Origin of the sequence: Sphingomonas hengshuiensis (assembly GCF_000935025.1) — a bacterium.
Classification (GTDB): Bacteria; Pseudomonadota; Alphaproteobacteria; order Sphingomonadales; family Sphingomonadaceae; genus Sphingomonas; species Sphingomonas hengshuiensis.
In genome coordinates this window covers 2,971,473-2,996,223 of record NZ_CP010836.1, presented here as the reverse complement: position 1 = coordinate 2,996,223, position 24,751 = coordinate 2,971,473, and the positions used below count along the sequence as shown (strand labels likewise).

Annotated in this window: 18 protein-coding genes; 7 read left to right on the top strand and 11 right to left on the bottom strand. The window is 66.3% G+C overall.

Features of this window, described 5'->3' with window-relative positions; translation table 11 throughout:
* Positions 1 to 14: 14 nt before the first annotated feature.
* The 4 genes from TS85_RS24175 to TS85_RS13180 form a co-directional block, all read right to left on the bottom strand.
* Positions 15 to 638, bottom strand: a complete 624-nt coding sequence (locus tag TS85_RS24175; RefSeq protein WP_052507915.1) for a hypothetical protein — start codon at positions 636 to 638, stop codon at positions 15 to 17.
* On the bottom strand, positions 638 to 1,729 hold the full coding sequence (locus tag TS85_RS13190; RefSeq protein ID WP_155006413.1) for a TAXI family TRAP transporter solute-binding subunit: 1,092 nt from the start codon (positions 1,727 to 1,729) through the stop codon (positions 638 to 640). The genes TS85_RS24175 and TS85_RS13190 overlap by 1 nt, the downstream gene beginning before the upstream one ends.
* A 98-nt stretch (positions 1,730 to 1,827) precedes the next feature.
* Entirely contained in the window at positions 1,828 to 2,925 is a 1,098-nt protein-coding gene (locus TS85_RS13185) for an aromatic ring-hydroxylating dioxygenase subunit alpha (RefSeq protein WP_044336256.1), read from the bottom strand.
* Positions 2,926 to 3,067: 142 nt separating this feature from the next.
* The gene (locus tag TS85_RS13180) at positions 3,068 to 3,343 is read right to left on the bottom strand and encodes a 2Fe-2S iron-sulfur cluster-binding protein (protein ID WP_227698479.1); all 276 of its coding nucleotides are present in this window, start codon (positions 3,341 to 3,343) and stop codon (positions 3,068 to 3,070) included.
* A gap of 155 nt (positions 3,344 to 3,498) precedes the next feature.
* Between TS85_RS13180 and TS85_RS13175 the strand changes: the two genes are divergently transcribed.
* On the top strand, positions 3,499 to 5,085 hold the full coding sequence (locus TS85_RS13175) for an FAD-binding protein (RefSeq protein ID WP_162184720.1): 1,587 nt from the start codon (positions 3,499 to 3,501) through the stop codon (positions 5,083 to 5,085).
* Positions 5,086 to 5,088: 3 nt separating this feature from the next.
* Here TS85_RS13175 and TS85_RS24170 read toward each other — a convergent pair whose 3' ends face one another.
* Complete coding sequence (locus TS85_RS24170; protein WP_052507913.1) at positions 5,089 to 5,655, bottom strand: MarR family winged helix-turn-helix transcriptional regulator; 567 nt, start codon at positions 5,653 to 5,655, stop codon at positions 5,089 to 5,091.
* A gap of 224 nt (positions 5,656 to 5,879) precedes the next feature.
* On the opposite strand from TS85_RS24170, the gene TS85_RS13165 reads away from it, so the two are divergent.
* From TS85_RS13165 to TS85_RS13150, 4 genes are all read left to right on the top strand, one after another.
* Positions 5,880 to 6,710 (top strand): MBL fold metallo-hydrolase, encoded by an 831-nt coding sequence (locus tag TS85_RS13165; RefSeq protein ID WP_227698478.1) that lies wholly within the window; start codon positions 5,880 to 5,882, stop codon positions 6,708 to 6,710.
* Between the two features lie 132 nt (positions 6,711 to 6,842).
* On the top strand, positions 6,843 to 7,346 hold the full coding sequence (locus tag TS85_RS13160) for an RNA polymerase sigma factor (RefSeq protein ID WP_155006412.1): 504 nt from the start codon (positions 6,843 to 6,845) through the stop codon (positions 7,344 to 7,346).
* Complete coding sequence (locus TS85_RS13155) at positions 7,343 to 8,296, top strand: FecR family protein (protein ID WP_044332742.1); 954 nt, start codon at positions 7,343 to 7,345, stop codon at positions 8,294 to 8,296. The genes TS85_RS13160 and TS85_RS13155 overlap by 4 nt, the downstream gene beginning before the upstream one ends.
* A gap of 57 nt (positions 8,297 to 8,353) precedes the next feature.
* Entirely contained in the window at positions 8,354 to 11,371 is a 3,018-nt protein-coding gene (locus TS85_RS13150; protein WP_052507910.1) for a TonB-dependent receptor, read from the top strand.
* 6 nt (positions 11,372 to 11,377) lie between these two features.
* On the opposite strand, the gene TS85_RS24165 is transcribed toward TS85_RS13150, so the two are convergent.
* From TS85_RS24165 to TS85_RS13120, 6 genes are all read right to left on the bottom strand, one after another.
* Positions 11,378 to 12,238 carry a glycerophosphodiester phosphodiesterase family protein gene (locus tag TS85_RS24165; RefSeq protein ID WP_052507909.1) on the bottom strand — a complete coding sequence of 287 codons (861 nt, stop codon included), beginning with the start codon at positions 12,236 to 12,238 and terminating at the stop codon, positions 11,378 to 11,380.
* Between the two features lie 73 nt (positions 12,239 to 12,311).
* Positions 12,312 to 15,065, bottom strand: a complete 2,754-nt coding sequence (locus tag TS85_RS13140; RefSeq protein WP_044332740.1) for a TonB-dependent receptor — start codon at positions 15,063 to 15,065, stop codon at positions 12,312 to 12,314.
* A 71-nt stretch (positions 15,066 to 15,136) separates the two neighbouring features.
* Entirely contained in the window at positions 15,137 to 16,075 is a 939-nt protein-coding gene (locus TS85_RS13135) for a glycerophosphodiester phosphodiesterase family protein (RefSeq protein WP_052507908.1), read from the bottom strand.
* A 484-nt stretch (positions 16,076 to 16,559) separates the two neighbouring features.
* Positions 16,560 to 17,735: an MFS transporter gene (locus TS85_RS13130; protein WP_044332738.1), complete on the bottom strand. Its 1,176-nt coding sequence runs from the start codon at positions 17,733 to 17,735 to the stop codon at positions 16,560 to 16,562.
* Positions 17,736 to 17,865: 130 nt separating this feature from the next.
* Positions 17,866 to 19,668 (bottom strand): IlvD/Edd family dehydratase, encoded by a 1,803-nt coding sequence (locus TS85_RS13125; RefSeq protein ID WP_044332737.1) that lies wholly within the window; start codon positions 19,666 to 19,668, stop codon positions 17,866 to 17,868.
* Between the two features lie 22 nt (positions 19,669 to 19,690).
* Positions 19,691 to 20,833 carry an aldose epimerase family protein gene (locus TS85_RS13120; protein ID WP_044332736.1) on the bottom strand — a complete coding sequence of 381 codons (1,143 nt, stop codon included), beginning with the start codon at positions 20,831 to 20,833 and terminating at the stop codon, positions 19,691 to 19,693.
* A 138-nt stretch (positions 20,834 to 20,971) separates the two neighbouring features.
* Here TS85_RS13120 and TS85_RS13115 point away from each other — a divergent pair, with 138 nt between their 5' ends.
* Together TS85_RS13115 and TS85_RS13110 are read left to right on the top strand one after the other, a co-directional pair.
* Positions 20,972 to 22,288 (top strand): sugar MFS transporter, encoded by a 1,317-nt coding sequence (locus TS85_RS13115; RefSeq protein ID WP_077228599.1) that lies wholly within the window; start codon positions 20,972 to 20,974, stop codon positions 22,286 to 22,288.
* Between the two features lie 38 nt (positions 22,289 to 22,326).
* Entirely contained in the window at positions 22,327 to 24,678 is a 2,352-nt protein-coding gene (locus tag TS85_RS13110; RefSeq protein ID WP_052507907.1) for a glycoside hydrolase family 95 protein, read from the top strand.
* The last annotated feature ends 73 nt before the right edge of the window (positions 24,679 to 24,751 follow it).

The following is a 24,751-nucleotide window of genomic DNA, read 5'->3' as shown; positions in this document are numbered from 1 at the left end:
TTTGCGCGATTATATTATTGCGGGCGGCTAGGCGCCGGGTCGTCCAACTGGCTGCGCGCCAGAAACCGGGGGGGCGCGGCGACGGTGCGCGCCACGAGGAAGGGCTGGTAGTAACGGAAATAGGCGAGCAGCAGCGCGCAGTTGACGCCGAGTTCCAGCGGTCCGGTCAGCAGCTGACGTGGCGCGCCGACGATCACGACGTTCAGATAGAAGATCGTGAAGCTCGTCGGCACTTCCATCACCAGCGCCAGCGGAACGAACCGGTTGGCGAGCAGGAGTATGCCGATCAGTCCCTCCAGCGTCTTGATGCCCGGGAACATTCCCATCGCTACCAGCGAGTCTATGAACGGGCCGCCGATCGGATGCGGTACCGCGGGCTGGCCACCGGTGAACCAGTAGCGGTAGCACGACCAGATCAGGTGTAGTCCGTAATAGATGCGCAGCGCATCGGTGATGTGGTCGGCGGAGGTACGCCTGGGGTCCATGCGCCAAAGCACGAGCGCAGACGCTACGCCCACCAGGATCGGGAGGCCGAAGAAGATGAAGGTGCCGAAATTGGCGAAGGCGAGCAGATAGAAGGCGATCGCGGTGGCGAGAGCCGCCGGCAGGATGAACGCGATCGACAAGGGCCGGTGCATCACTTGATATATCCCTTCTCGCGATAATAGCGTGCGGCGCCCGGATGGAGCGGCACGCCCTTGCCGTCGCCCACGGTCCTGGGATCGATCGAATAGGGGCGGACAAACCATTTGAGCTCGCCGCGGTTCTCGTCGATCGCCTTGGCGGCGGCATAGGCCATGTCGTCGGGCATATCGTCGCGCGCGAAGACGACTTCGCCCGAGCGGCCTACGCTGGCGATGTTGCGGTCGACACCCGGCAGGACTCCCCAGCGCGCGACGGTGTGCACCATGTCGACCTTGGCGACCATCTGGTCGCGAAGGTCCTGGGGGAGTTCGAGATAGTCCAGATCGTGATAGACGGTCAGCTTGGTCCAGAAGGATGATTCCGGGTTGTTGGCAGGGCTGGCGAGGCTCGAGATGATCACGTCGAACGGGGTCTCCGCGGTGACGTCCTTGGGCGTGACGATCGACGCCCCCCAGCTTTTCAGGCTTTCGCGATCCAGCCCGTAATAATCGAGCACCGGCGCTTCGCTGGGCTGCATCCAGGTCAGGATGCGGACGGGCAGCCTGCGCTCGCGGATCTCGGCCAGGCTCGTGATGCCCAGCCCCGGCTTTACCGCGACAAGCAGATAGGTAGGATCCTCGATCCGGGCGATCAGCCGGAGATTGGGGTAGGGGCCATCCTTGGCGTAGATGAACTTGCCCTCATAGGCCCATTTCATCATGGACGCTTCGGTGATCCCGAAATCGATCCGCGCCTTGATCCGCTTGACGGTGCCATGGCGCAGGTCGTCGTCGACAAGCGGCGGCGGGAAACGCGCCTCGGCGACGATGCGGGGGCCTTCAGTCCGGTTGCAGTTGCGGCACAGGATGATCTCATAGCCGGCGGGCTTCATCGCATCGCGGACGAATTCGCCGAGTTCCCCCCAGGGGCAGGCTTCGGCACATGCCGAGGCGAGGACGAGGCGTTTGGTGGCGAAGCCGGTCGCGCCGACTTCCTGCCAATGGCTCTCGTCGCCCGGCGCGGGTGGCGGCGAGGCAGGCTGGGCGGCAACGCTCCCCGCTGCAGCGACGGACAGGCACAGTGCCAACAACAGCCTACGGATCACGCGACACCTCCCACGGCGGCCATCCGGCCAAACTCTCCGCGCTTCTTCGTCGCGATTGTATACTCAATATTATAGCAATCCCATGAGGTCAACGCGCGTTACATTGCCGCTACGACCTTTTCGAGAGAGGCAACCGGCGCGTCGTTTGCGGCGTGTTCGGACTCGATCAGCGCGGCGAGCATCCGGCGTGCGGAGACGGGCGCCGCATCGGTCGGCAGCAGGATCGGGTTAAGTTCGTTGATGTCGCTGATCTCGCCCATATTGGCCTGAACCATCTCGATCATCGGCTCGTCCTGGCGGGCGAAGGCGAGGTCGAAGAAGTCGAGCATCGCCTGATCGATCTCGGGCTCGTCCTGGCGGCGATTGCGGCCGTTGACGAAGAAATAGTGCGAGGTGAATTCGGTTTCGGGGGTGATGAAGTGGAGCTGCGGGATGTGCACCCCGGTCTCCCAGGGCTTGTCGACTTCCCAGCTACCGACCGCAAAATCCAGCATCGCCGGCGGGTGCCAGGTCATCGTCGTATCGGTGTTGACGGGTACGTTCGGGTCCATGCCGAAAAGCCGGACATGCGCCGAGGAAGGGCCAAGCCCGCTGCGAAGCCGATGGTTGACGATCGATCGCTCCCGGCGCTCGAGCTTCTGCTTGGTTGCGGCGAGCAATTGCTCGGGGGTATAGTTCCCGCCGCTGAACTGCGGGTGGATGAAGGCGGCGTGGCTCAGGTCGAGAAGATTGTCGACCACCAGCTCATAATGGCCGCGGACATGCAGCATGCCGCGCACCACGGCATATTCATCGGGCTTTTCGAGAAAGTCGATCGTCGGTAGCGCCGTGGGATCGGCCCGTGCGGGGTCGCCGGGCCAGAACCAGACGATGCCGTACCGCTCCATTATCGGCCAGGAACGGATATCGGCGGCGCGCAGCGGCCCATGGTTCTTCGAATGCGGATTGAACACGCATTCACCCTGCCGATTGAAGCGCAGGCCGTGGTAGGGACATTCGAGCGTATCGTCGATCTGCCGTCCGGCGGAAAGCGAGGCGAAACGGTGCGGGCAGCGATTGGCGATCATGCCGAGCGTGCCGTCGCTGCCGCGGAACAGCACGATCTTTTGCTCGATCAGCGTCCGCGCCAGCGGGGCGTCACTGATCTCGTGCGAATAGGCTGCCGCATACCAGGCATTTTTGAGGGTCGAGAGCAAATCAGACTCCGTATCCGAACCAATCTTGTCGGCGCGGAAGGCCCGCGATGCAAGCGCGTCCCGGCGCAAATTGATAGTCACGATTGTATATCAAAACGCATTTGGCGTGTCACGCCCTCTTTCGCGCAAGCCGCGCGCGGGCCTAAAGATCGAGGACGAGGCGCTCGCTCAGCGCGCCCGAGCAGCATATCATCATCGTCTTCCCCGCCGCCCGATCCTTTGGCGAGAGCACCGCGTCGAAATGGTCCGGAACGCCGGCGAGCACGGTGACTTCACAGGCGCCGCACGTCCCCTGTTCGCAGTTCGACGTGGCAGCGATCCCCGCGGCGCGCACCGCATCCAGGATCGATTCGCCCGGCGGCACCGTGAGCGTCAGCCCCGAGCGCGCCAGTTCGACGATGATGCTGCCATCGGTCATTTGGGTCATTGCGATATACGCATTCTGCTTGCCTTGCCCGTTCAATATACCTTAGCACTAAGATATATTGACGCTGGCGAAACGCAACCATAGGTAGCGGTCTTTGCATCGACGGGCTGATGGCGGCGCGCCGATCGCCATCGGGGAGACCGGCATTGGCTCAGGACGTATCGACGGACATACTCGTGATCGGCGGCGGTTCAGCCGCGACGCGCGCGGCGCTCGAAGCCGTTGCCACAGGCGCCCGCGTCATGCTGGTGGACAAGGGCGAAGTGGGGCAGAGCGGATCGAGCCCGCACGCACTGGTCGGCTTCAGCGTGCCTTTGCTCGACGACGCCGACAGCCCCGAATTGTTCATCGAGGATTGGGCGAACGCCAGCGGCGGCATCTGCGACCGCGATCTCGTCGCCCAGTGCGCCGAACATGGCCGCGGCATCGCCGAGGACATGGAGCGGCGCGGCGTCGCATTCATCCGCAATGCCGACGGCAGCTGGTTCCTCTCGAAGCGCGCGGGCCATTCGGTGCGCCGCACGCTGATGGCGCAGGGGCATGGCAAGGGCGTGCATGCCAATGTCATCCTGCCGATGCGCCAGGCGATTCTCGACGACGGTGTCGAGCTGCGAGAATATGTAATGGTCACGCGCCTGTTGCTGGATGGCGATCGCGTCGCGGGGGCGCATGCCGTGGATGCGCAAGGTAACGCCTTCGTGATCCGCGCAAAGTCGATCGTGCTCGCGGCGGGCGGGGTGAACCGGCTCTACTCGATCCTCTGCGAGGAAGTGGTCGAGCATCATGCCCGCACCACGGGCGATTCCTACGCACTGGCATTCCATGCCGGCGCGCCGCTGATCGACATGGAGTTCGCCCAGTTTCGCGATTCGCCACCTGCGGGACCGATCTTCGGCGCGCACTATATGAACGCGCTGGGCGAGCGGATCATGGAGAAATATGATCCCGAGAATCTCGAATGCGCGCCGCGCTACATGATGGCGCGCGCGGTCTATACCGAGAATTTCGAGGGGCGCGGGCCGGTCGTCTGGCATGTCGAGGAAGGGCAGATCGCCCGCTCGCGCGCGCCTGTGGGCACCTATGAAGCCGGGCAGGTCGTGCCGATCACCTTGATGTTCCAACGGCTGATGGGCGGCGCGCGGATCGATGTGAACGCCGCCACGCCGGTGGCGGGGCTCTATGCCGCGGGGGAGGCCTCGGGTGGGGTGCACGGCGGGGATCGCATGCAGGGCTGCGGATTCCTGGAGACCCAGACCTTCGGCGGTATCGCCGGGCGCAGCGCTGCCGCCTTCGCCACCGCCCATGACTTTGCGGTGATCGATTCCAGCGCCGTGGCCGCCGAGCGCGAGCGGCTCGCGGCGCCGGGCGGGGATGTCGACCCGATGGAGATGGTCGGGACGATCCAGGCGATCATGTGGCGCCAGGCAGGCGTCGTCTCAAACCGCGAGCAACTCGAGGATGCGATCGAGAAGCTGCAGGCGATCCGCGCCGAGGCGGCCAGCAATATCAAGACGAGCGACCTGTTCGCAGCCGAGGACGTTCGCAACCTGGCGCTTGCGGCGCAACTGGTGGCGACCGCCAAGCTCGCGCGCGAGGAGACCCGCAGCGGCCACGGGCGCACCGATTTCCCCGCGAGCGATCCCGCCTGGGTCAAGCACGTCCGACTGCAGCGAGACGAGAAGGGCGACGTGGCGGTCGACTGCGTCCCCGTCCAGGAGCGCGTCCCGGCCTGAGCCTCAGTCGAGCGCTCGTTCGATGGAATGGAGCAGCGTTCGCAGGAACCGGTTGCCGCGCTGGAGCTCGGCGGACGATAGCGATCCCATCAGCGTGCGTTCGACGTCGGCGACCTGGCGCATCGTTTCGTCGGCCAAGGCGCGGCCCTCGTCGGTGAGTTCGATCAACACCGATCGCTGGTCGCTCGGATGCGCGATCCGGCGGATCAGCCCTCGCCGCTCGAGCCGACGCGCCAGGCCGGTGAAGCCGCCCGAGGTCACCGGGACATAGCGACCGGCAAGCTCGGTCGGCGCCGCGCGATGCGCGCCACCCCGGCGCAACAGGCCGGCGAGCAGGCGGAACTCATTGTCCGATAGCCGGGCATCCTTGAGGATTGCAGCCGTGCGATTGCGCAGCCGATCGTCGATCCGCGCAATCCGCGCGGCGATCGCGCGCACGTCGCGATCGAGCGCGGGGATCACTCCCGCCCATTCGCCAACCAGGGTCTCCACCGCGGCATCGAGCCGCTGCTGGTGGCTCGCCTCCGCGAGGGAGGCCAGATCCTCCGGTTTGGCCGGAGCCGTCTTCACGCGCGAGAGGGGAGGGTTTGCCAAGGGTCAGTCCGTCCGAAGGGGAGCGATGCACGCTAGGTCGGGCGGCAATGCTCGGCAACCATCCTGGCTGACCGGGGCACTCCGGTTGACAAGCAAAGCATCAACAAGGATTGTTAGGCAATCATATCAGCGGATATTTTATGCAAACGCAGCAACTAGGTCGCCTCAGTGTCCGCAAGGTAATGGAAATGGAAGACGGCATGCCGCTTTCCATGATCTTTCCGCAGATCGTAGGTGCGGATCTTGCACGGCTTGCGGGCTGGCACCACGATCCCGATCTGACCGCCGATCCGGCCAGCTCGACGCTCATGCTCAGCATGCACAGCTTCGTGGTAACGCTGAATGGCCGCAACGTCCTGATCGACAGCTGCAATGGCAACTGCAAGCAGCGCTCAGTGCCCAGCGTGCATATGCTCGATACGCCCTATCTATCGAACCTCGCCGCGATCGGACTGGCGCCCGAGGACATCGACATGGTGATGTGCACGCATCTCCATTTCGATCATGTCGGCTGGAACACCCGACTGGAAAACGGTCGCTGGGTGCCGAGCTTTCCCAATGCCCGCTACATTTTCGGCAAGCGCGACTATGAGCATTGGGCGGCGCAGGACATGGTGCCGCCGCACCGCGAGGCATTCGACGATTCGGTGCTGCCGGTGGTTGAGGCGGGGCTGGCCGACATTGTCGACGTCGAAAGCCCGACCGCGGCGCTGCTCGAGATCGGCGACGGCATCTGGCTCGAACCCGCTTTCGGCCATTCGCCCGGCTGCTGCACGATCCATGCGCGCGCCGGTGGGGCCGAGGCGATCTTCTGGGGCGACGTGATCCATCATCCGATCCAGCTCGTGCGGCCCGGTCTGCCGCTGGCGTTCGACGACGATCCCGCCGCGGCGGTCGCGGTGCGCAAGTCAGTCCTCGAGCGGGTCGCCGACAGCGACACGATGTGCTTCCCCGCGCATTTCCGTGGCACGTCGGCCGGGCAGGTGCTGCGCGACGGCGACGCCTATCGCTATCGCTTCGCCGAGGCATAACAGACGCAGAGCGCGCGAACGCCCCCTTTTGCACATCGGTGCCGATGCCGGTCGGGCGCTGCGCGGGGACGCTGCCATGAAGCTGTAATGCCGTCTCTATAGGCGACAGCGCAGCACCCTGGGAGCTGCCCTTTGAACTTCGACGAATCGATGTACCGGCTGTTCCGCCGCGAGGTGTATCGCCTCGCCTATCGGCACCTCGGTGACCATTCGGCCAGCGAGGACGTGGTGCAGGACAGCTTTGTGCGGCTGGCCCAGTACCGCTCGGGCACGGTTGCCAATCTGGGGGGCATGTTGCGCACCATCGCCCATAATCTGATCGTGGATCAGACGCGGTTCCATAAGCGCAGGGCCGAAGAGGCGCTGCCGGACGGGACCGACATCCCCGCAGAGGCGCCGTCGCAGGAACAGGTATTGCTGCAGCGTGAGCGGATGCAACAAGTCTCCGAGATCCTGGCCGGGCTGCCGGAGCAGCGCCGCCAGGTCTTTATGATGCGGCGTCTGCACGGTATGTCCGCCAAGGAAGTGGGTGCGGCTCTGGCGATCAGTCCCGCTGCCGTCGATACCCATGTGGCCCGCGCCGTGCTCGCGTTGCACAGAGGCATGGCGGAGCTGGATGGGCGCCAGACCCAATGACGGCGGATTATTTGCAGGATCAGGAAGACGAGGAAGCGGCGCTGTGGGTCGCCCGCCACATGAGCGGCGTAGTCGACGCGACCGCGTTCGCCCATTGGCTGGCGGGCGCGCCGGGGCGTCGCGCGACGTTCGACGCGTTATGGGCCACGTGCATGGATGACGCCGTCACCCAGGGCCTGCTGCTGCACGAGCGACAGGCACGGGCACCGGAACGCGACTGGCCACGGCACGGTCGCCGCGCCGCGATCGGGATGGCCGCCGCTGCGTGCGCGGCGGTTGCAGTGTTTTCCTGGCCGCAGCTTCGCTCTGCGATGACGCCGGCGCAGGAGTTTGCGACTGCGGCAGGGGAAGTCCGCAGCTTCACCCTGGCGGACGGTTCGCGGGTGGTGCTGAACGGCGCCAGCCGCATCCGTGCGAAGATCGACGACGGGCGACGCGACGTCGCGCTGGAGGCCGGCGAAGCGCTGTTCGACGTCGAGCATGACGAAGGCCGTCCGTTTCGCGTCTCCGCCGGACAGGGGCGGGTGACGGTCCTCGGCACGCGTTTCGATCTCGCGCGCAACGGCGACAGCGTCGACCTGGCCGTGGAGCGCGGGCTGGTGCGGTTTGGCACCGACGGCGATGCTTCGGCGGTGCTGGTTCCGGCTGCGCACCGTTCCGTGCTGGCCGATGGCAGGATCGCCACGCCGATGGCGTTCGTCGGTTCTTCGGCTTCGGACTGGCGCGATGGCTGGCTGCAGGTTGCCGACATGCCGCTTGCGCAGGTTCTGCCGCATCTCCAGCGCTGGACCGGGCGGGCGATCACCGTCACCGATCCGGTGTTGCTTCGGAAGCGCGTCGCCGGTCGGTTCCGGCTTTCGCAGCCGGGCGTGGTGCTCGAGAATCTGGGTGTGCTCTACGGCTTCAAGGTCCGGCAGACCGAGCAGGCCTATATCCTCGAGCGATCATGACCGTCGTGGTGCCGATCCGCATCTTCAGGCAACGGGCCGGCGGCGGGTTCTAGGGGGATGATGCGGACAAAGGCCTTCTGCTGCCTTGAGGCGGCAGTAGCGATCCTGGCCGCAGTTCCCGCCAGTGCGGATGAGTCCACGCTGCGCCGCGCGACCTTTGCGATCCCGGCCGGACCGCTCGCGCCTGCCTTGACGCAGTTTTCGCAAGCGAGCGGCGTGCAGGTGCTCGCCGATCCGGCGGTCCTTCGCGGACTGCGCACCCGCGGCGTTCATGGGCGCCTGTCGCCCACCCGGGCGCTGGAAGTGCTTCTGCAGGGCACCGGCCTCGGCTTTCGGCGGCGCGACGAGACGATCCTGATCTTCAGGCTGGGCGCTGTCATGAAAGCCCCGTCGCGCGCGCGTGACCGCCCGGATCGACCGGGTGCGAAGGTTCACGCGGCGCCCGCGGAAGCCGTCGCATCCGACACGCTGGTCGTAGTCGGCCAGCGGATCGCCGACCGCAGGGCGATCGCGATCAAGCGGCGCGCCCGCAACGTCGTCGATGCGATATCCAGCGATGAGGTGCGCCGCCTGCCCGACAGCACCGTCGTCGATGCGATGCGCCGCATCCCCGGCGTTTCCGTGGTGCCGATCGCCGATAACGAGCACCCGCGCGACGTCCCGATCGCGCCGGTCGTCCGCGGGCTGACCCAGGCCTATAACAACGTCACGATCAATGGCCTGCCGGTCGCCTCGACCGGCATTCCCGATGCCGGCTCGAACAGCGCGGAGCGCGGCGTGCGGCTGGACCTGCTGCCGACCTCGCTTGTCAGCCGCCTGCTCGTGGTGAAGACCTTCACGCCCGAATTCGATCCCAACGCAATCGGCGCGGCGATCGATCTCCAGACGCGCAGTGCCTTTGACAATGGCGGTCGCGCGTTCCTGTCGATCGAGGCCGGGCTGGCTTCCCCCAGCGAACGCGGCAGGGTTCAGGCCCAGGGCCGGCTCGGCGTCCATGCCACCGCCACGGCCAGCCGCACCTTCGGATCGGACGGGCAGTTTGGCCTTGTGGTTTCCGCAAACTATCAGCGGCTCCAGAATAACAGCAACGTCCACGCCACCAGCGACAGCGCGTTCCTCGTCTTCTACGACGATGCGGGCCGCCCCGTGCGCGACGGCACGCTCGGCAATGGCATCGCGGTGCCGCGGCAGGACAAATATTGGTACAATGGCAGCGATCGCCGCCATCTCGGCGGCACGATCCGTGCGGAAGCCGATCTCGACACGCTGCGCCTGTCGGCGATGGTGGCGGACTATCGCTTCCGCGACGGCTATACGCGCAATGAGATCGCGATCGATCCGGACCTGGCGCACGTGGTGGACCAGACGCCCGTTTCGGGCCGTTTCGATACCGCCTCGGTTCAGGTCGGGTATCGCGCCGGCGTGACGCATAGCGAGACGCGCGTGCTCCAGCTCGATGCGAACTGGCAGGCGAGCGCGCGCGATGAACTCGCGCTGCGCGTCGGCCTGTCGCGGGCGACGATGCGCGAGCGCTACAAGATGGTGAAGTTCACGGCGGGGCAGGATCGGATCGGCGATGTCGTCGGAACACCGGCGCTCGGCTTTGGCTATGACAGCGCGCCGCTGCAGTTCAGCTTCAACGTGCCTGTGCAGGCCTATCAGGACCTGTCGCTCTATACGGCGGACTATTGGCGGCGGCGCGCACGCCAGGCGACAGCGGCGATCGCGGGCGTGCGCGGCGACTGGCGGCACAATATGGCCGACGGCGACGAGGGGTTGGGGCTGGCCGCGGGCGTCGCCTGGACGCGCAGCACCTATGCCTATGCCTATCAGAGCCTGGCGTTTGGAACGCTCAACCGCGATCTCACGCTGGATGGCGTGGGCTATGTCAGCGACGCGCGGTTGCCGTTCAACCAGAACCGCTTGCGGCTGATCGTCATCGATCCGGTGCGCGCATGGCAGATGTTCGATGCGAACCAGGCGAGCATCTCGATCACCGACGGCGTTGAGAACGACCATCAGGACGATTTCGACCATGTCGAAGCCGTGTTGAGCAGCTACACGATGGCCCGGTTTCTGCGCGGTCCGATCGAACTGCTGGGCGGGTTTCGGCTTGAGCGCACTGCAACCTCGACCCTTGGCTATCTCTCGGTGGACGACACCTGGTCGACCATCGCGACGGGCTCGCATTATGCGCAATTGCTGCCCTCGATACTGATCAATTTCCGGCCGCTGCAGGCGCTGAAAACGCGCGCGGGATATAGCCGCACGATCGGGCGGCCCAGCTATGAGGCCTATGCGCCGCGATCCGTGGTGAACTTCGCCGCCGGCAGCGAGGTGGGCGATCCCGATGCTCCGGGCGTGAAGGTCAGCCTCGGCAATCCTGACATCCGCCCCCGCCTGTCCGACAATTTCGATCTCAGCATGGAATGGACGCTTCCGCGCGGCCTCGACGGGATGCTCTCTGGCGCACTGTTCCACAAGGCGATCCAGGACGAGATATTCGATGCGACCACGCGCGGATATGCCCATGACGGCGTCTATTATCGCAACGCATCGGTAACCCGGCCCACCAACGCGACCGCTGCGCATATCACGGGTCTCGAACTGAGCGCGATGGTGGGATCGCTGGGCGCGATCTCGCCACTGCTGAAGGACATTGGATTCAGCGCGAACTGGACGCTGCTCAACGGCGCGGTCACGGTGCCGATGACGAGCGGCGCCACCCGCAAGCTCGACCGGCTCGTTGGCCAGCCGGGTGAAATCCGCAACCTTGCGATCTTCTACAATCGGGGCGGCTTCGAAGTGCGCGCCGCGATGAACCGGACGGGCAAGGCGCTACGCAGCATCGCGCCCGATACCGCCTGGCAGGATGTCTATTGGGCGCCACGCACCCAGTTCGACATCCAGGGGCGCTATCATTTCGGCGGGAACTTCAGTGCGATCCTCGATCTCGCCAATGTCACGCGTGCCCGTTTGACCAGCATCACCGGACCCGGCACGCAATGGCTGAAGGACAGCTATTCGGTGCCGGGTGTGGTGCGCCTGAGCCTCAACTGGGGCTTTGGGCAGTAGCGGGGTTCAACCGCATTTGCGCAGATATACGCGCAGCAGCGCAGGCCGGTCGGTCTGGATCGCGTTGACACCCAGCGCCTGCATCGCCTTGAGCGCCGGGCAAGCCTTGGGCGATCCCGCTGCCATCAGCGCATCGACTTCTCCCAGCGCATTTTCCCAGATTCGCGCCGGCATCTGCCGGATCGCATCGCGTGCCGCAGGATTGAGCGATTCCGGATCGCCATGCACGATCCGCACCGGTGCAAGGCCCTGGTTGATGTCGTCGAGCGTGGTCTTTGCCGTGAGGCGGGTCATCACCTGCAGCTTCGGTTCGATCGCCCGTGCCGCACGCAGCAGGTTGCTGTCGGCATCGAACAGCATCACCTGATCGACCATGCCCAGGCCCTGGACGAGTGCGACCACCGGGGCAAACTGGTCGGTCTTCATGTCGAGATCGACCAACACGCGCCCGCAGCTGTGCCTCAGCAGTTCGAGCAGGGTCGGCGGCGGCGTGTCGCCCCCCTTCAGCCGCAGCGCGCGCAGTTCGGCATAGCTCTTTTCGGCGGCGCGACCGGTGCCGTTGGTGGTCCGCTCGAGCGTACGGTCATGCAGGAGGAAGGGCACGCCGTCGGCGCTGACCTGCACGTCCACTTCGACGACATCGGCCCCTGCGGCCACCGCTTCGTCGACAGCGGCCAGCGAATTCTCCGGCGCCTTGAGGTGGCCGCCGCGATGCGAGGCGATCAGGACCGGGCCGCGCGGGTCGGCCCAGGCCCGTTGCAGCGCGGCGATGCGCGGGGTGGGAGCGCAAACGGGGGTGGCCGATGCCGGGACGGCCGAACAGGCGAGTGCCAGCGCGCCGGCTGCCCGGACCAATTTGAGGATCATGGCGTGTCTCTTCCTATCCGCTGGAAAAAGGCATGGGGGAGGGCGCGGCGCCGCTCCCCCAGGATGCGCGAGGTCAGAACCGGGCGTTGACTCCGAGCCACAGCACGCGGCCCTTCTGCGCGCGTTCGGCGAGCAGCTTGCCGGTCGGCATCTTGCGATAATATTCGATGTTCGTCTTGGTGAGGTTCTGCCCCTCGACGATGAAGGTCACATTCTCAAGCAGCTTCACCCGCGCCTGCGCCGAGAACTCGCCGCGATCCTTGCTGTGGATGTCGAAGATCTCGGCATTCTCGTTGATCGACTTCAGATAGTCGCCGACATAGCCATAGGCGACCGAGGCGCCGAAGACAGGCGTCTCATACGAAACCGTGGCGTTGGCCAGGAATTCGGGCTGTCCCTCCAGGCCATCGACCTTGCGCAACGTCTTGTCGGCGCGCAGCACGTCCTGCTTGCCGGTGATATAGGTGCCGTTCGCGGAGAGCACGAAGTTGCTCAGCACGCCGTTGGTCCAGTCGCCCAGATCCTGGCGGGCGGAGGCCTCGATACCCTTGAGCGACGCGGACTGCGAGTTCATCGGCGTGGTGATCCGCGCCGTGTAGGTCTGGCCGTCATATTGGTAGCCGGCTTCGGTGATGTTCTGCGTGAAGATCAGGTTCTTGATATCCTTGTAGAACAAGGCGATTGAAACCATGCTGCCGCGCGTTGGATACCATTCGAACGACACGTCGAAATTGTTCGAGGTGCGCGGCTTCAGGTCAGGATTGCCGCGGGTGATGCTGATCGTGGCGTCTTCGCTGTCGTCGGGCAGGCCGATCGATTCACCGATGGCATAATAAGAGAAGTTCGGGCGGCCGATCGTCTTGCTGTATCCGGCGCGCACGATCACGCCGTGCCCGACATCGTAGCTGGCGATGACCGAGGGCAGCAGATAGGCATAGTCCGCCTTGCGCGCGGTCGGCACGTATTGCGCGCCCTTGTTGGGCGTGGCGGGCCGATTTGCATCCAGCGCGAACAGATCGATGTTGTTGACGGTGGAGTCGTAGCGCAAACCGGCGCGCACGTTGAAGCTGTCCGTCCGGTAATTGGCTTCGGCGAAGGCGGCGGCGACCTTCTCGTTTAGCTGGTAATCGGACTGGATGTTGTTGCTGCTGTTGTCGTCGGTGCTCGGGTAGCCGGCGGCGGCCCAGGCTGCGCGATAGGCGCTATCGTCGATCAGCAGATAATCGACCTTCGGGTCGGTGGTGTGCAGCCGGGTCTTGCTGACGAAGCTAGCCATGTTGACGGCGACGCCATTGACGTTGGGCAGCTTTCCGCTCTGCTGGCCCTCGTCATAGGTCTGGTCGGTGCTCTGGAAGCTGCCACCGAGGTTGAAGCCGAGACCGCGATCCTCGGGGCCGAAATTATAGGCCAGGTTGGCGCTCACGAAGCTCAGGTCCTGCGTCGCGCGCTGGGTGATGTGCTGGATATAGCTCTGGACATAGTTGGCGGGATCGTTGCCGAAGGCGGGATCGGGGAACGACAGCACCGGGCGGCCATCGCTCAGGTCATAGGAGAAGCGACCGGCGGCGAGGTTGCTGCTCATGTTGAACTTGGAACGATCGCGGATGGTGTTGAGCCGGGCGCGCGAATGCGATGCGCGCAGGTGCATCACGATGCTGTCGCTCAGATCCTGGTCGAGAATGCCCGAGACGACGAACGTCTCGCGCTTCTGCGGCTGATGCGAATAGCCAAGCGCCGTGCGCCCCTTGGCCCAGGTGCCCGACGTCGCGGTCTGGTTGGTCGGTGCTACGCTGGTGTCGGCGGTGGCGAGATACTCGTTGCGGATCTCGTCTTCCTTCTGGAAGAAATAGCCGGTGTAGATCGACGCATAGGTCGCCGCGCTGGGGCTGTATTCCAGCTTCGTCACGCCGGACGCGCGGGTTACCGTGTCGTAATAGGCGAAGATCTGGTTGCGCGCCGCCGCCGAAAAGCCGTTGGTGTTGCTCAGGTTATTATAGTTCGCGAGCGGCTTCCCCGTGGTCTTGTCGTACAGGATATAGCTGGTGTCGACGGCGCCCGGCTTCTGATCGTAATTGGTCGAATTGTAGCGGGCATAGGAGCCCGACACGACCACGCCGAAATCATGGTTCTGGCCAAAGGCGCTGCTGAACGTGGCGTCGGCGCGCAGGTTCTTGCCCTTCTTGCCGTCCATCTCGCCGCCGGTCGAATTGTCGCCGATCGACGCGCGCGCCATCAGGCTGGTCTTGCCGGTGGTGAGCGCGCTGGCGGTGATCAGGTTGAGCTGGCCGCTGAGCGCATGCGGGTCGAGATCGGCGGTGATCGTCTTCACCGCATCGATCCGGCTGACGAACGACGGCGGCAGCAGCTCGATGCGGGCGCCGCGCGTATCGCGGGCGGTCGTGGCGAGCGGCAGGCCGTCGATGGTGACCAGATTGTAGCTGGAGCCGATGCCGCGGATCATGACGCTTTCGGCCAGGTCGGGCGAGCGGTCATCGGCGGTGGCAAAGTCGGGCACCAAAGCGAGGCCGGGGATCCGCTGGGCAACCTGCGCGATCGTCAGGTCGGGCAGCAGCCCTGCCTGGTCCTGCGCGATCGAGTCGGTGACGCCGACGGCGCGGCGCTTGGCGTCGATCGCGGCGGCGTTGGACGAGCGATAGCCGGTCACGACGATGGCGGTTTCCTCGCCCTCATCGGTGCGGGGCTCGGCCTGGTCCTGCGCCTTGGCGGAATCGACCGCGCTGTCCTGCGCTTGCGCGGGCGCCGCGAGCATCGCGGCGATCAGTGCCGAGCTGGCGATGGCATAACGGAGCGCGGGGGCATGTTTCATGGGCATAGCTGTCCTGTCGGTGGAAATGAGGGTTTGAAGCGATCGGGAAGGCGCGGGCGGGCGCCGGGGCGCTACGGCGTTCGCCGGGACTCGCAGCGGTGCGTGGCGGCGCGGGTTCGTTGCAGATAGGCCTTGAGCGCGACCGGCTCGTCGGTCTGGATCGCATCGACGCCGAGCGCGACGAGCTGACCCCAGACGCTGTCGGGATCGGCGAGCGCGGCCTTGTCGCCATAGGCGCGACCGGCCAGGCTGTTCACCCAATATCGGGCGCACCGCGCATGGATCGCGGGCGCCACCAGCGGCGTAAAGGCACGGTCCTTGACGTCGATTTCATAGCTGACCGGGTGCAGCGGATCGTAAGCGGCGATGGCCGCCGCCGGGTCGGCCTGGATCTGCGGCTGGCGGAGGATCGGCTGGAAGCGCACGCCGCCCAGCCAGGGGCCTTCCCGCAGCAGCAGGTCCGCCGGCGCGTCGGCCTTGAACAGCAGCTGGCTGCGGCGACCGGCCTTGTCGACCATGGCGAGCATCGCAGGCGACAGGCGCGCCTTGGGATCGAGGTTGATGAGGATGCGATCCTTCGCCGCGCGCAATGCTTCCTCGAAGGTCGGGATGCGGCGATCGGTGAGCGCCGTGCTGCCGCCCTTGCCTTCGCGCAGGCGGAGCCGGCGCAACTGGGCCCAATCGAGATCGGACACCTTGCCCTTGCCATCGGTCATCCGATCGACCGTGGCATCGTGCATCAGCACCAGCACATTGTCGCGGGTGAGGCGAACATCCAGCTCGACCATGTCGATGCCGCCCGCAATGCAGGCGCGGATCGCGTCGATGCTGTTTTCGGACGTCCTCTGCCAGCAGCCGCGATGGGCCACGACCATCACCGCGCCATCGGGACCGGCCAGGCGCCGCTCCAGCTCCAGGCGGCGGCTATTGTCGGGCGTGGGCCGTGCTTCCGCCGCGCCGCCAAGCAACGTCGCGATCGCGGCAAGCGCGGAGAAGATCGATCGACGCACCAGACGCGGCGTCGATCGTGGATAGTTGCTCGAAAATCGCACTGGTTCCCCCCGGGTCGTCGGCGCATTTCGTCAGGTTTCGATAAGACGACGCGCAACCGCGCGGAATCTGACAGCCGGCGAGAAATTAATCGGAGCAGCACGCCGGAGAGGCCGCCAGCGGGGCGCCGCCGGCAGAGTCTGGCGACGAAGGTTCGCGTGACGCCCGATCGGCACCGAAGGTAAGGCAAAGGCATCGCGGGAAGTACAGTCAACCTACTGCGGGGCTTCACGAGCGTCCGATTTCGGCGTGACGGTCATTGCCAACCCAAGCCCGTAAAAATGCCCAAGAGCAACAGGAAGACGTCTTTCAAAGTCAGTCGTTTACATCCGCTCCAACGAAGCTGGGCGCGCCCGCGCCCGGCTTGTCACCGGAGACTGGAGCCGATGGGTTCACGATGCGCCAAGGTACGAAATATAGCGCTGGCGGTTGGCCTGCCCCGGCTCAGCGGCGCCGCGCGGCACCGATAAGCTGGAGCGCGGTGGCGGCCGCGCCCAGCCCCGCGCCCAGCGCCACCACGCCGTTCCAACCCGCCACGCCCCATGCCTGGGTAGCCGCCGCCGAGCCGCCGGCGCCGCCGAGGAACATCGCACCCATGAAGATCGTGTTGAGCCGCGCCCGCGCTTCCGGGCGCAGCGCGAAGACGATGTGCTGGTTGGAGACGATCGCGCTCTGCACCGCGAAGTCGAGCAGGATCACCCCGGCGATCAGCCCGGCGATCGAGGTCCACAGCCCGAACATCGCCCATGCGGCGAGGGTCAGCGCGGCGCCCAACACAATCACCCCATGCGGTCCGCGGCGATCGGCAAAGCGGCCGGCGATCGGCGCGGCAAGGATGCCGACGGCGCCCGCGATGCCGAACAGCCCGGCAATGTCCGCACCCAACCCGAAACGGTCCTGCAACCGGAAGGCGAGGATCGTCCAGAAGGCGGTAAATGCGGCGAACAGCAGCGCCTGGGTGATCGCGGCGAGGCGGAGCGCGCCGAATTCGCTCCACAGGCTGCCGAGCGAGCGCATCAGCGCGCCGTAGCGCAGCTCTGAATCGGGGTGGCTGCGCGGGAGGCGGGCTGCCATCCAGCAGCCCGCCGCGAGCGCCAGCGGCACTGCGACCCAGAACATCGCCCGCCATCCGGCATGAGTCGCGACGAACCCCGCCAGCGTGCGGCTGAGCAGGATGCCGCCCAGCACGCCCGCCATCACCGTCCCCACCGTCGCGCCGCGGCGCTCCGGACTGGCGAGATGGGCGGCGAAGGGCACGATCTGCTGCGCGACGGTCGATGCCATGCCGAGCAGCAAGGACGCGACGAGCAGGAGTCCGACCCCCGGCGCAAGCGCCGATGCGGCCAGCGCCAGCGCCAGCAGCGCGAACTGGATCAGGATCAGCCGCTTGCGCTCGATCAGGTCGCCCAGCGGCACCAGCAGGAACAGCCCCGCAGCATAGCCGAGTTGCGTCACGGTGGGGATGAGCGGAGTCAGCGGCCCCGGCATGTCGCGCTCCATCAGCGCGAGCATCGGTTGATTATAGTAGATATTCGCAACCGCGATCCCGGCGGCTGCGGCCATCGCGAAGGTCAGTCCCGCGCCGATTGCGGGCGTGGCGCGGGAGGGGTTCGTCGTCATGCAGCGCTCCCGGGGCGGTGGGTCCGCCCTTGGTCGCGCCCGATATGGGGGCGCGACACCCGGTCCTTACAGCAGCTTTTCTTTAGCGACACATATCCAATGGTTTGGCCCGAGCGCGGGCCGCACCGGATCAGTGATTGTCGCGCGGCAGCCCCATCGACTGGGCGATGCGCTGGAAACGCTCGGACCCTTCGAGGATCGCGCCGGTGTTCATCTGGCCGACCAGCGCGCGCTGGATTTCCTGCCACGGCGTCTGTGACGCCGGATAGGCATAGCCGCCCGCGTCGAGCAGAGCCTGTCGCCGCGCCGCCAGTTCCTCGTCGGAGATCAGCACGTCGGCGGTGCCGCGCGCCAGATCGATCCGCACGCGATCGCCGGTGCGCAGCAGTGCCAGCCCGCCATTCGCCGCCGCCTCGGGAGAGGCGTTGAGGATCGAGGGCGAGCCCGACGTGCCCGACTGGCGCCCGTCGCCGATGCAGGGCAGGGCGTGGATACCTTCGCGGATCAGATAGGCGGGGGGCCGCATGTTCACGACCTCTGCCGCGCCCGGATAGCCAATCGGGCCGGCGCCGCGCATAAACAACAAAGTCTGGTCGGTGATGCCGAGCGATGGATCGTCGATGCGGTGGTGGTAATCCTCCGGCCCGTCGAACACGACGGCGGGGCCTTCAAAGGCGTCGGGATCGTCGGGGTTGGAGAGATAGCGGTCGCGGAATTCGGGACCGATCACGCTGGTCTTCATGATCGCGGCGTCGAACAAATTGCCCTTGAGCACGATGAAGCCGGCGCGTTCGACCAGCGGGTTCTCGAACGCGCGGATCACCTTGTCGTCCTCGATCGTCGCGTCGCGACAATTGTCGCCCATCGTACGCCCGTTGACGGTCATCGCGTCTTCGTGGATCAGCCCCTGGCGCATGAGCTGGTTCACCACGGCGGGGACGCCGCCGGCGCGGTAATAATCCTCGCCCAGATATTCGCCCGCAGGTTGGAGGTTGACGAGCAGCGGCACGTCATGGCCGTGCGTCTGCCAGTCGGTGAGGTCCAGCTCGGCGCCGATATGGCGCGCGATGGCGGCCAGATGGATCGGCGCGTTGGTCGATCCGCCGATCGCCGAATTGACGACGATGGCGTTCAGGAACGCCTCGCGCGTTAGGATGTCGGAGGGTTTGAGGTCCTCGGCGACCATCTCGACGATGCGGAGGCCCGTGCGATAGGCGACTTCCTGGCGATCGCGATACGGCGCGGGGATCGCCGCCGATCCGGGCAGCATCATCCCCAGCGCCTCGGCCAGGCTGTTCATCGTCGTCGCGGTGCCCATCGTGTTGCAATAGCCGGTCGACGGCGCCGACGAGGCGACGAGCTTGATGAAGCCGTCGGCGTCGATCTCGCCCGCGGCCATCATCTGGCGCGCCTTCCACACGATCGTCCCCGACCCGGTGCGCTCGCCCTTGTGCCAGCCGTTGAGCATCGGGCCCACCGACAGTGCGATCGCCGGGATATTGACCGTCGCCGCCGCCATCAGCAACGCGGGCGTGGTCTTGTCGCATCCGGTCGTCAGCACGACGCCGTCGAGCGGATAGCCATAGATCGCCTCGACCAGACCCAGATAGGCGAGGTTGCGATCGAGCCCTGCGGTCGGGCGCTTGCCGGTTTCCTGGATCGGGTGGACCGGGAATTCGAGCGCGATGCCCCCCGCCTCGCGAATCCCCTCGCGCACGCGCTCGGCCAGCACCAGATGGTGGCGGTTGCACGGGCTGAGGTCCGACCCCGTTTGCGCGATGCCGATGATCGGCTTGCCCGAACGCAGCTCCTCCAGGCTAAGCCCGAAGTTCAGATAGCGCTCGAGATACAGCGCTGTCATGTCGATGTTCGCCGGATTGTCGAACCAGGCGCGGCTGCGCAGCGCGCGGGGAAGCGGGGGGGTGTCGGTCATCAAGGGGCCTTGTCGGTTGGTGTCAGTTCGACGCCGGGGCAGTCGAGAAGCGGTATACGATGATGTTGCGATAGGTCTGGCCCGGGTTGAGCCGGGCGGAGCCGAACGCGGGCTGGTTCGGCGTGTCCGGGAAAAGCTGCGGCTCGAGCGCGATCCCGTCGCCTTGGCGATAGGCGAGGCCCGACCGGCCGATCGCGGTGCCGTCGAGGAAATTGCCGGTGTAGAGCTGGACGCCGGGCTGGTTGGACAGGATTTCCATCACGCGACCGGTCACCGGGTCCTCGACTCGGGCGTGGGGGCGCGGCTGCGCCGAGACGTCGCGGGCGATCACGAAATTCTCATCATAGCCCTGACCGAACACGATCTGCGGATCGCGGCCATCGCGGATGCGCGCGCCGACGACCATGGGCTTGCGGAAATCGAACGGCGTGCCCGCCACCGGGCGCAGTTCGCCGGTGGGAATCAGCGTGCGGTCGACCGGCGTCGTCGCCTCGGCGGGAATCGTCAGGACATGGCCATAGATGCCGCGCTGCGACGCTTCGCCGCCCAGGTTGAAGAAGCTGTGGTTGGTGATGTTGACGATCGTCGCCTTGGTCGTCGTCGCCTTATACTCGACGCTCAGCTCGTCCTTCTCGTTGAGCGAATAGGTCGCGGTGACGGTCAGCGCGCCGGGATAGCCTTCCTCGCCATCGGCGCTGGTATAGCTGAGCACGACGCTCGCGGTCGGGCCGTCGTTCACGCTGGTGATCGTCCAGAGCCGCTTGTCGAAGCCCTGGGGGCCGCCGTGGAGCGCGTTGGGGCCGTTATTCTTTGCGAGCGTGTAGGCGGTGCCGTCGATCTGGAAGCTGCCGCCCTTGATCCGGTTGGCGTAGCGACCGACGGTGGCGCCGAAATAATTGGGCGCCTTCAGATAGCCCGCCATGTCGGCATAGCCCAGCGTCACTTCCTCGGCCTTGCCCGCGCGGTCGGGGACGATCAGCGACTGGAGGATCGCGCCATAGCTGATTACCGTCGCGCGCACGCCGTGCCCGTTGGAGAGCGTCACCGCTTCGACCGCGCGCCCGTCGGCCAGCGCGCCGAACGCCGCGCGCCGCGCTTCGCCCGCCTGTGCGACAGCCGGCAGCGTCGATGCGATCGCGGCTGCAGCGATGACCCAATTCCTCATGACGGCTTCCCCTCAACCCATTATGCTGTGCGGCGGCGTCGATGGTTGACGCCTCGCTGGAGCTTCAATACTCCGACTAGAAAGCGAAGAGCAACCCCCGCGGCGTAACCCGCCGGGGCACAATGAGGATGACGTCGAATGGCAATGGCCCCACAGTCTGCCGGCACTACAAACGCGACTTCCGGAGGGGGAGGACGCAGCTATGGCGCTGCGCTGACGTTGCTCGCCACCTTGTTCTTCATGTGGGGGTTCATCACCGTCATCAACAACACGTTGCTGCCCCATCTTCGCAGCGTGTTCGACCTTAATTACACGCAGACGACGCTGATCGAGAGCGTCTGGTTCATCGCCTATTTCTTCGCGTCGATTCCCTCGGCCAAGCTGATCGAGCGAATCGGGTACCAGAAGTCGCTGGTGGTTGGGCTGTCGATCATGGCGGTGGGTGCGCTGGGCATGATCCTGGCGGCGCGCATCCCGTCCTATGGCGTCACGCTGGCGATGCTGTTCGTGATCGCTAGCGGGATCACGCTGCTCCAGGTCGCGGCCAACCCCTATGTCGCGGTGGTCGGCCCGCCCGAAACCTCGTCCTCGCGACTCAACCTTGTCCAGGCGTTCAACTCGCTCGGCACGATGCTCGCCCCCGCCTTTGGCGCCTATCTGATCCTCGGCCGGTCGGTTTCGGGGACGAGCACCGATGGCGGCGCGACGATGACCGCCGCAGAGCGCCTTGCCGATGCGCAGTCGGTGCAGCTTCCTTACCTGATCGTCGCGGGTGTGCTCGTCGTGCTCGCCGTGATCATCGCGCGCTTCCCGCTTCCCGCAATGGGGCAGGCGACCAGCCGCGTCGCCCGCGAGGACCGCCGCAACCATTCGCTGTGGAAGCACCGCAACCTGGTGTTCGGCATCCCCGCGATCTTCATCTACCTGATCGCCGAGATCGGCGTCGCGAACCTGTTCGTCAATTTCGTCAGCCAGCCCAACATCGCCAACCTGACGCATGAGCAGGCGGGCAATTACCTGACCTTCCTGTGGGGCGGGATGATGGTTGGGCGCTTCGTCGGCGCACTGGTGATGCAGCGGATCAGCGCCGAGACGGTGCTGGCGGCATGCTCGATCGGCGCGTTCGTCGTGATGCTGGTCACCGTGGTGACCGATGGGCCGCTGGCGATGTGGGCGCTGATTTCGGTCGGGCTGTTCCACTCGATCATGTTCCCGACGATCTTCACGCTCGGCATTCGCGGCCTCGGCCCGCTTACCGAAGAGGGTTCGGGGCTGTTGATCATGGCGATTGCCGGCGGTGCGCTGGTGATCGTCCAGGGCTGGCTCGCCGACGAGTTCGGGCTCCAGACCTCGTTCCTGCTGACTGCGGTGTGCGAACTGTACATCCTGTTCTACGCGCTGTGGGGCGCCAAGCCGACCAACGCGGTGCCCGAGACCGCGCCCACGGCAGGCTGACGCTTCCGATAATCGCCGCACGCTAAAGGGGAACGCTGATGACCGACGAAACAGGCGTTACCCGGCGTGCGGTGATCGAGGGATCGGCGGCGGTCGTCGCCGGGCTGGCGCTGCCCGGCGCGGCGCACGGGGAGACCCCGCCGCCGCCGCGCGACCGGCTCTGGTATCGCCAGCCCGCGGCGAAATGGGTCGAGGCGCTGCCGGTCGGCAACGGACGCATCGGCGCGATGGTGTTCGGCGGCACCGCGCAGGAACGGTTGCAGCTCAACGAGGACACCCTCTACGGCGGCGGCCCCTATAACCCCGTCAACCCCGATGCGCAGGCCGCGCTGCCCGAGGTGCGGCGGCTGATCTTCGCGGGCAAGTTCGCCGAGGCGCAGGCGCTGGCCAATGCGAAGCTGATGGCCAAGCCGCTCCAGCAGATGCCGTACCAGACCTTTGGCGACCTGCTGCTCGACATGCCGGGCGTCGACGCGGCGGGCGTGCAGGGGTTTGAGCGCGAACTCGACCTCGACAGCGCGGTCGCGACGACGACCTTCGTCACGGCGAAGGGCAAAATTCGGCGCATCGTGGTCGCGTCGCCCGATCTTCAGGTGATCGCGGTGCATGTCGAGGGTGACCAGCGGGGTTCGATCGACCTGGATGTCGCGCTGCAAACCCCGCAGCGTGCGTCGGTGCGGGCGGAGGGCGACCTGCTCCTACTGTCCGGGCAGAATCTCGACGCCAAGGGTATTGCGGGCGCGCTGCGGATCGAGGCGCGGGCGCGGGTGCTGCCGAAGGGCGGGACGATCGAGGCGCGCGACGGGCGCATCGCAGTGCGCGGTGCCGATTCGATCACGATCCTGGTCGCGATGGCGACGAGCTATCGCGGCGCAAAGGACGTTGGCGGCGACCCCGCCGCGATCACGCGCGCGCAGATCGAGCGCGCCAGCGCCGTGCCCTTCACGCGCATCGCCGCCGATACCGCGAAGGCGCATCAGGCGCTGTACCACCGTGTCGCGATCGACCTGGGCACCACGCCAGCCGCCGACCGCCCGACCGACGAGCGCATCCGCACCAGCGAGACGACTGACGATCCCGCGCTGGCCGCGCTCTATTTCCGCTATGGCCGCTATCTGCTGATCTGCTCGTCGCGCGCGGGAACGCAACCGGCGAACCTCCAGGGCATCTGGAACGACAGCGTGACGCCCCCCTGGGAGTCCAAATACACGATCAACATCAACACCGAGATGAACTATTGGCCCGCCGAGCCGACGGCGCTGGCCGAATGCGCGGCGCCGTTGATCGACATGGTGCGCGGGCTGGCCGAGACCGGCGCCCAAACCGCGCGCGACATGTATGGCGCGCGCGGATGGGTGGCGCATCACAACACCGATCTGTGGCGCGCGACCGCGCCGATCGACGGCGCGCAATGGGGGCTGTGGCCGCTGGGCGGTGCGTGGCTGTGCACGCATCTGTGGGACCGCTATGATTATGGCCGCGACCTGGCGTATCTGCGTTCGATCTATCCGCTGCTGCGCGGGGCGGCGCTGTTCTTTGTCGATACGCTTCAGCGCGATCCGGGGACCGGTATGATGGTGACCAACCCGTCGCTGTCGCCCGAAAATGCGCATCCGATGGGGGCGTCGATCTGTGCCGGCCCGGCGATGGACATGCAGATCCTGCGCGACCTGTTCGACCAGACCGCACAGGCGGCGGAGATATTGAAGACCGACGCGCCGCTGGTGGCCGAGATGCGGGCGATGCGCGCCCGGCTGGCCCCCGACAGGATCGGCGCGCAGGGGCAATTGCAGGAATGGCAGGCCGATTGGGATGCCGCCGCGCCCGAGACGCAGCACCGCCATGTCTCGCATCTGTACGGCCTGTACCCCAGCCACCAGATCAGCCTCGACGAGACGCCCGCGCTGGCGGCGGCGGCGCGGCGTTCACTGGAGATTCGCGGCGACGAATCGACGGGCTGGGCGACGGCGTGGCGTGCGAATTTATGGGCCCGGCTGGGCGATGGCGAGCACGCCCACAGCATCCTGCGCTTCCTGCTGGGGCCGGGGCGCACCTATCCGAACATGTTCGATTCGCACCCGCCCTTCCAGATCGACGGTAATTTCGGCGGCGCGGCGGCGATCGCCGAGATGCTGATGCAGAGCCGGGGCGATACGATAATGCTGCTGCCTGCGTTGCCGCGTGCATGGACGAGCGGGTCGATTCGCGGGCTGCGTGCGCGGGGGCGGTGCCGGGTTGACCTGGAGTGGCGCGACGGGGCGCTGGCCCGGGCGACGCTGACCGGGGATATTGCGGGGAGACGGACGGTTCGGCTGGGTGGGCGCAGCGTCGAGGTGGCGCTGGCGCCGGGGCGGACGGTGGTGCTGCGCGGGCCGGAGTTGCGGGGGTAGTTCTCGCATTCGCGACACCTGTTCTCCTGCGCAGGCAGGAGCCCAGGGTCGCAGGCGGTGCCGCCCTTGGCTC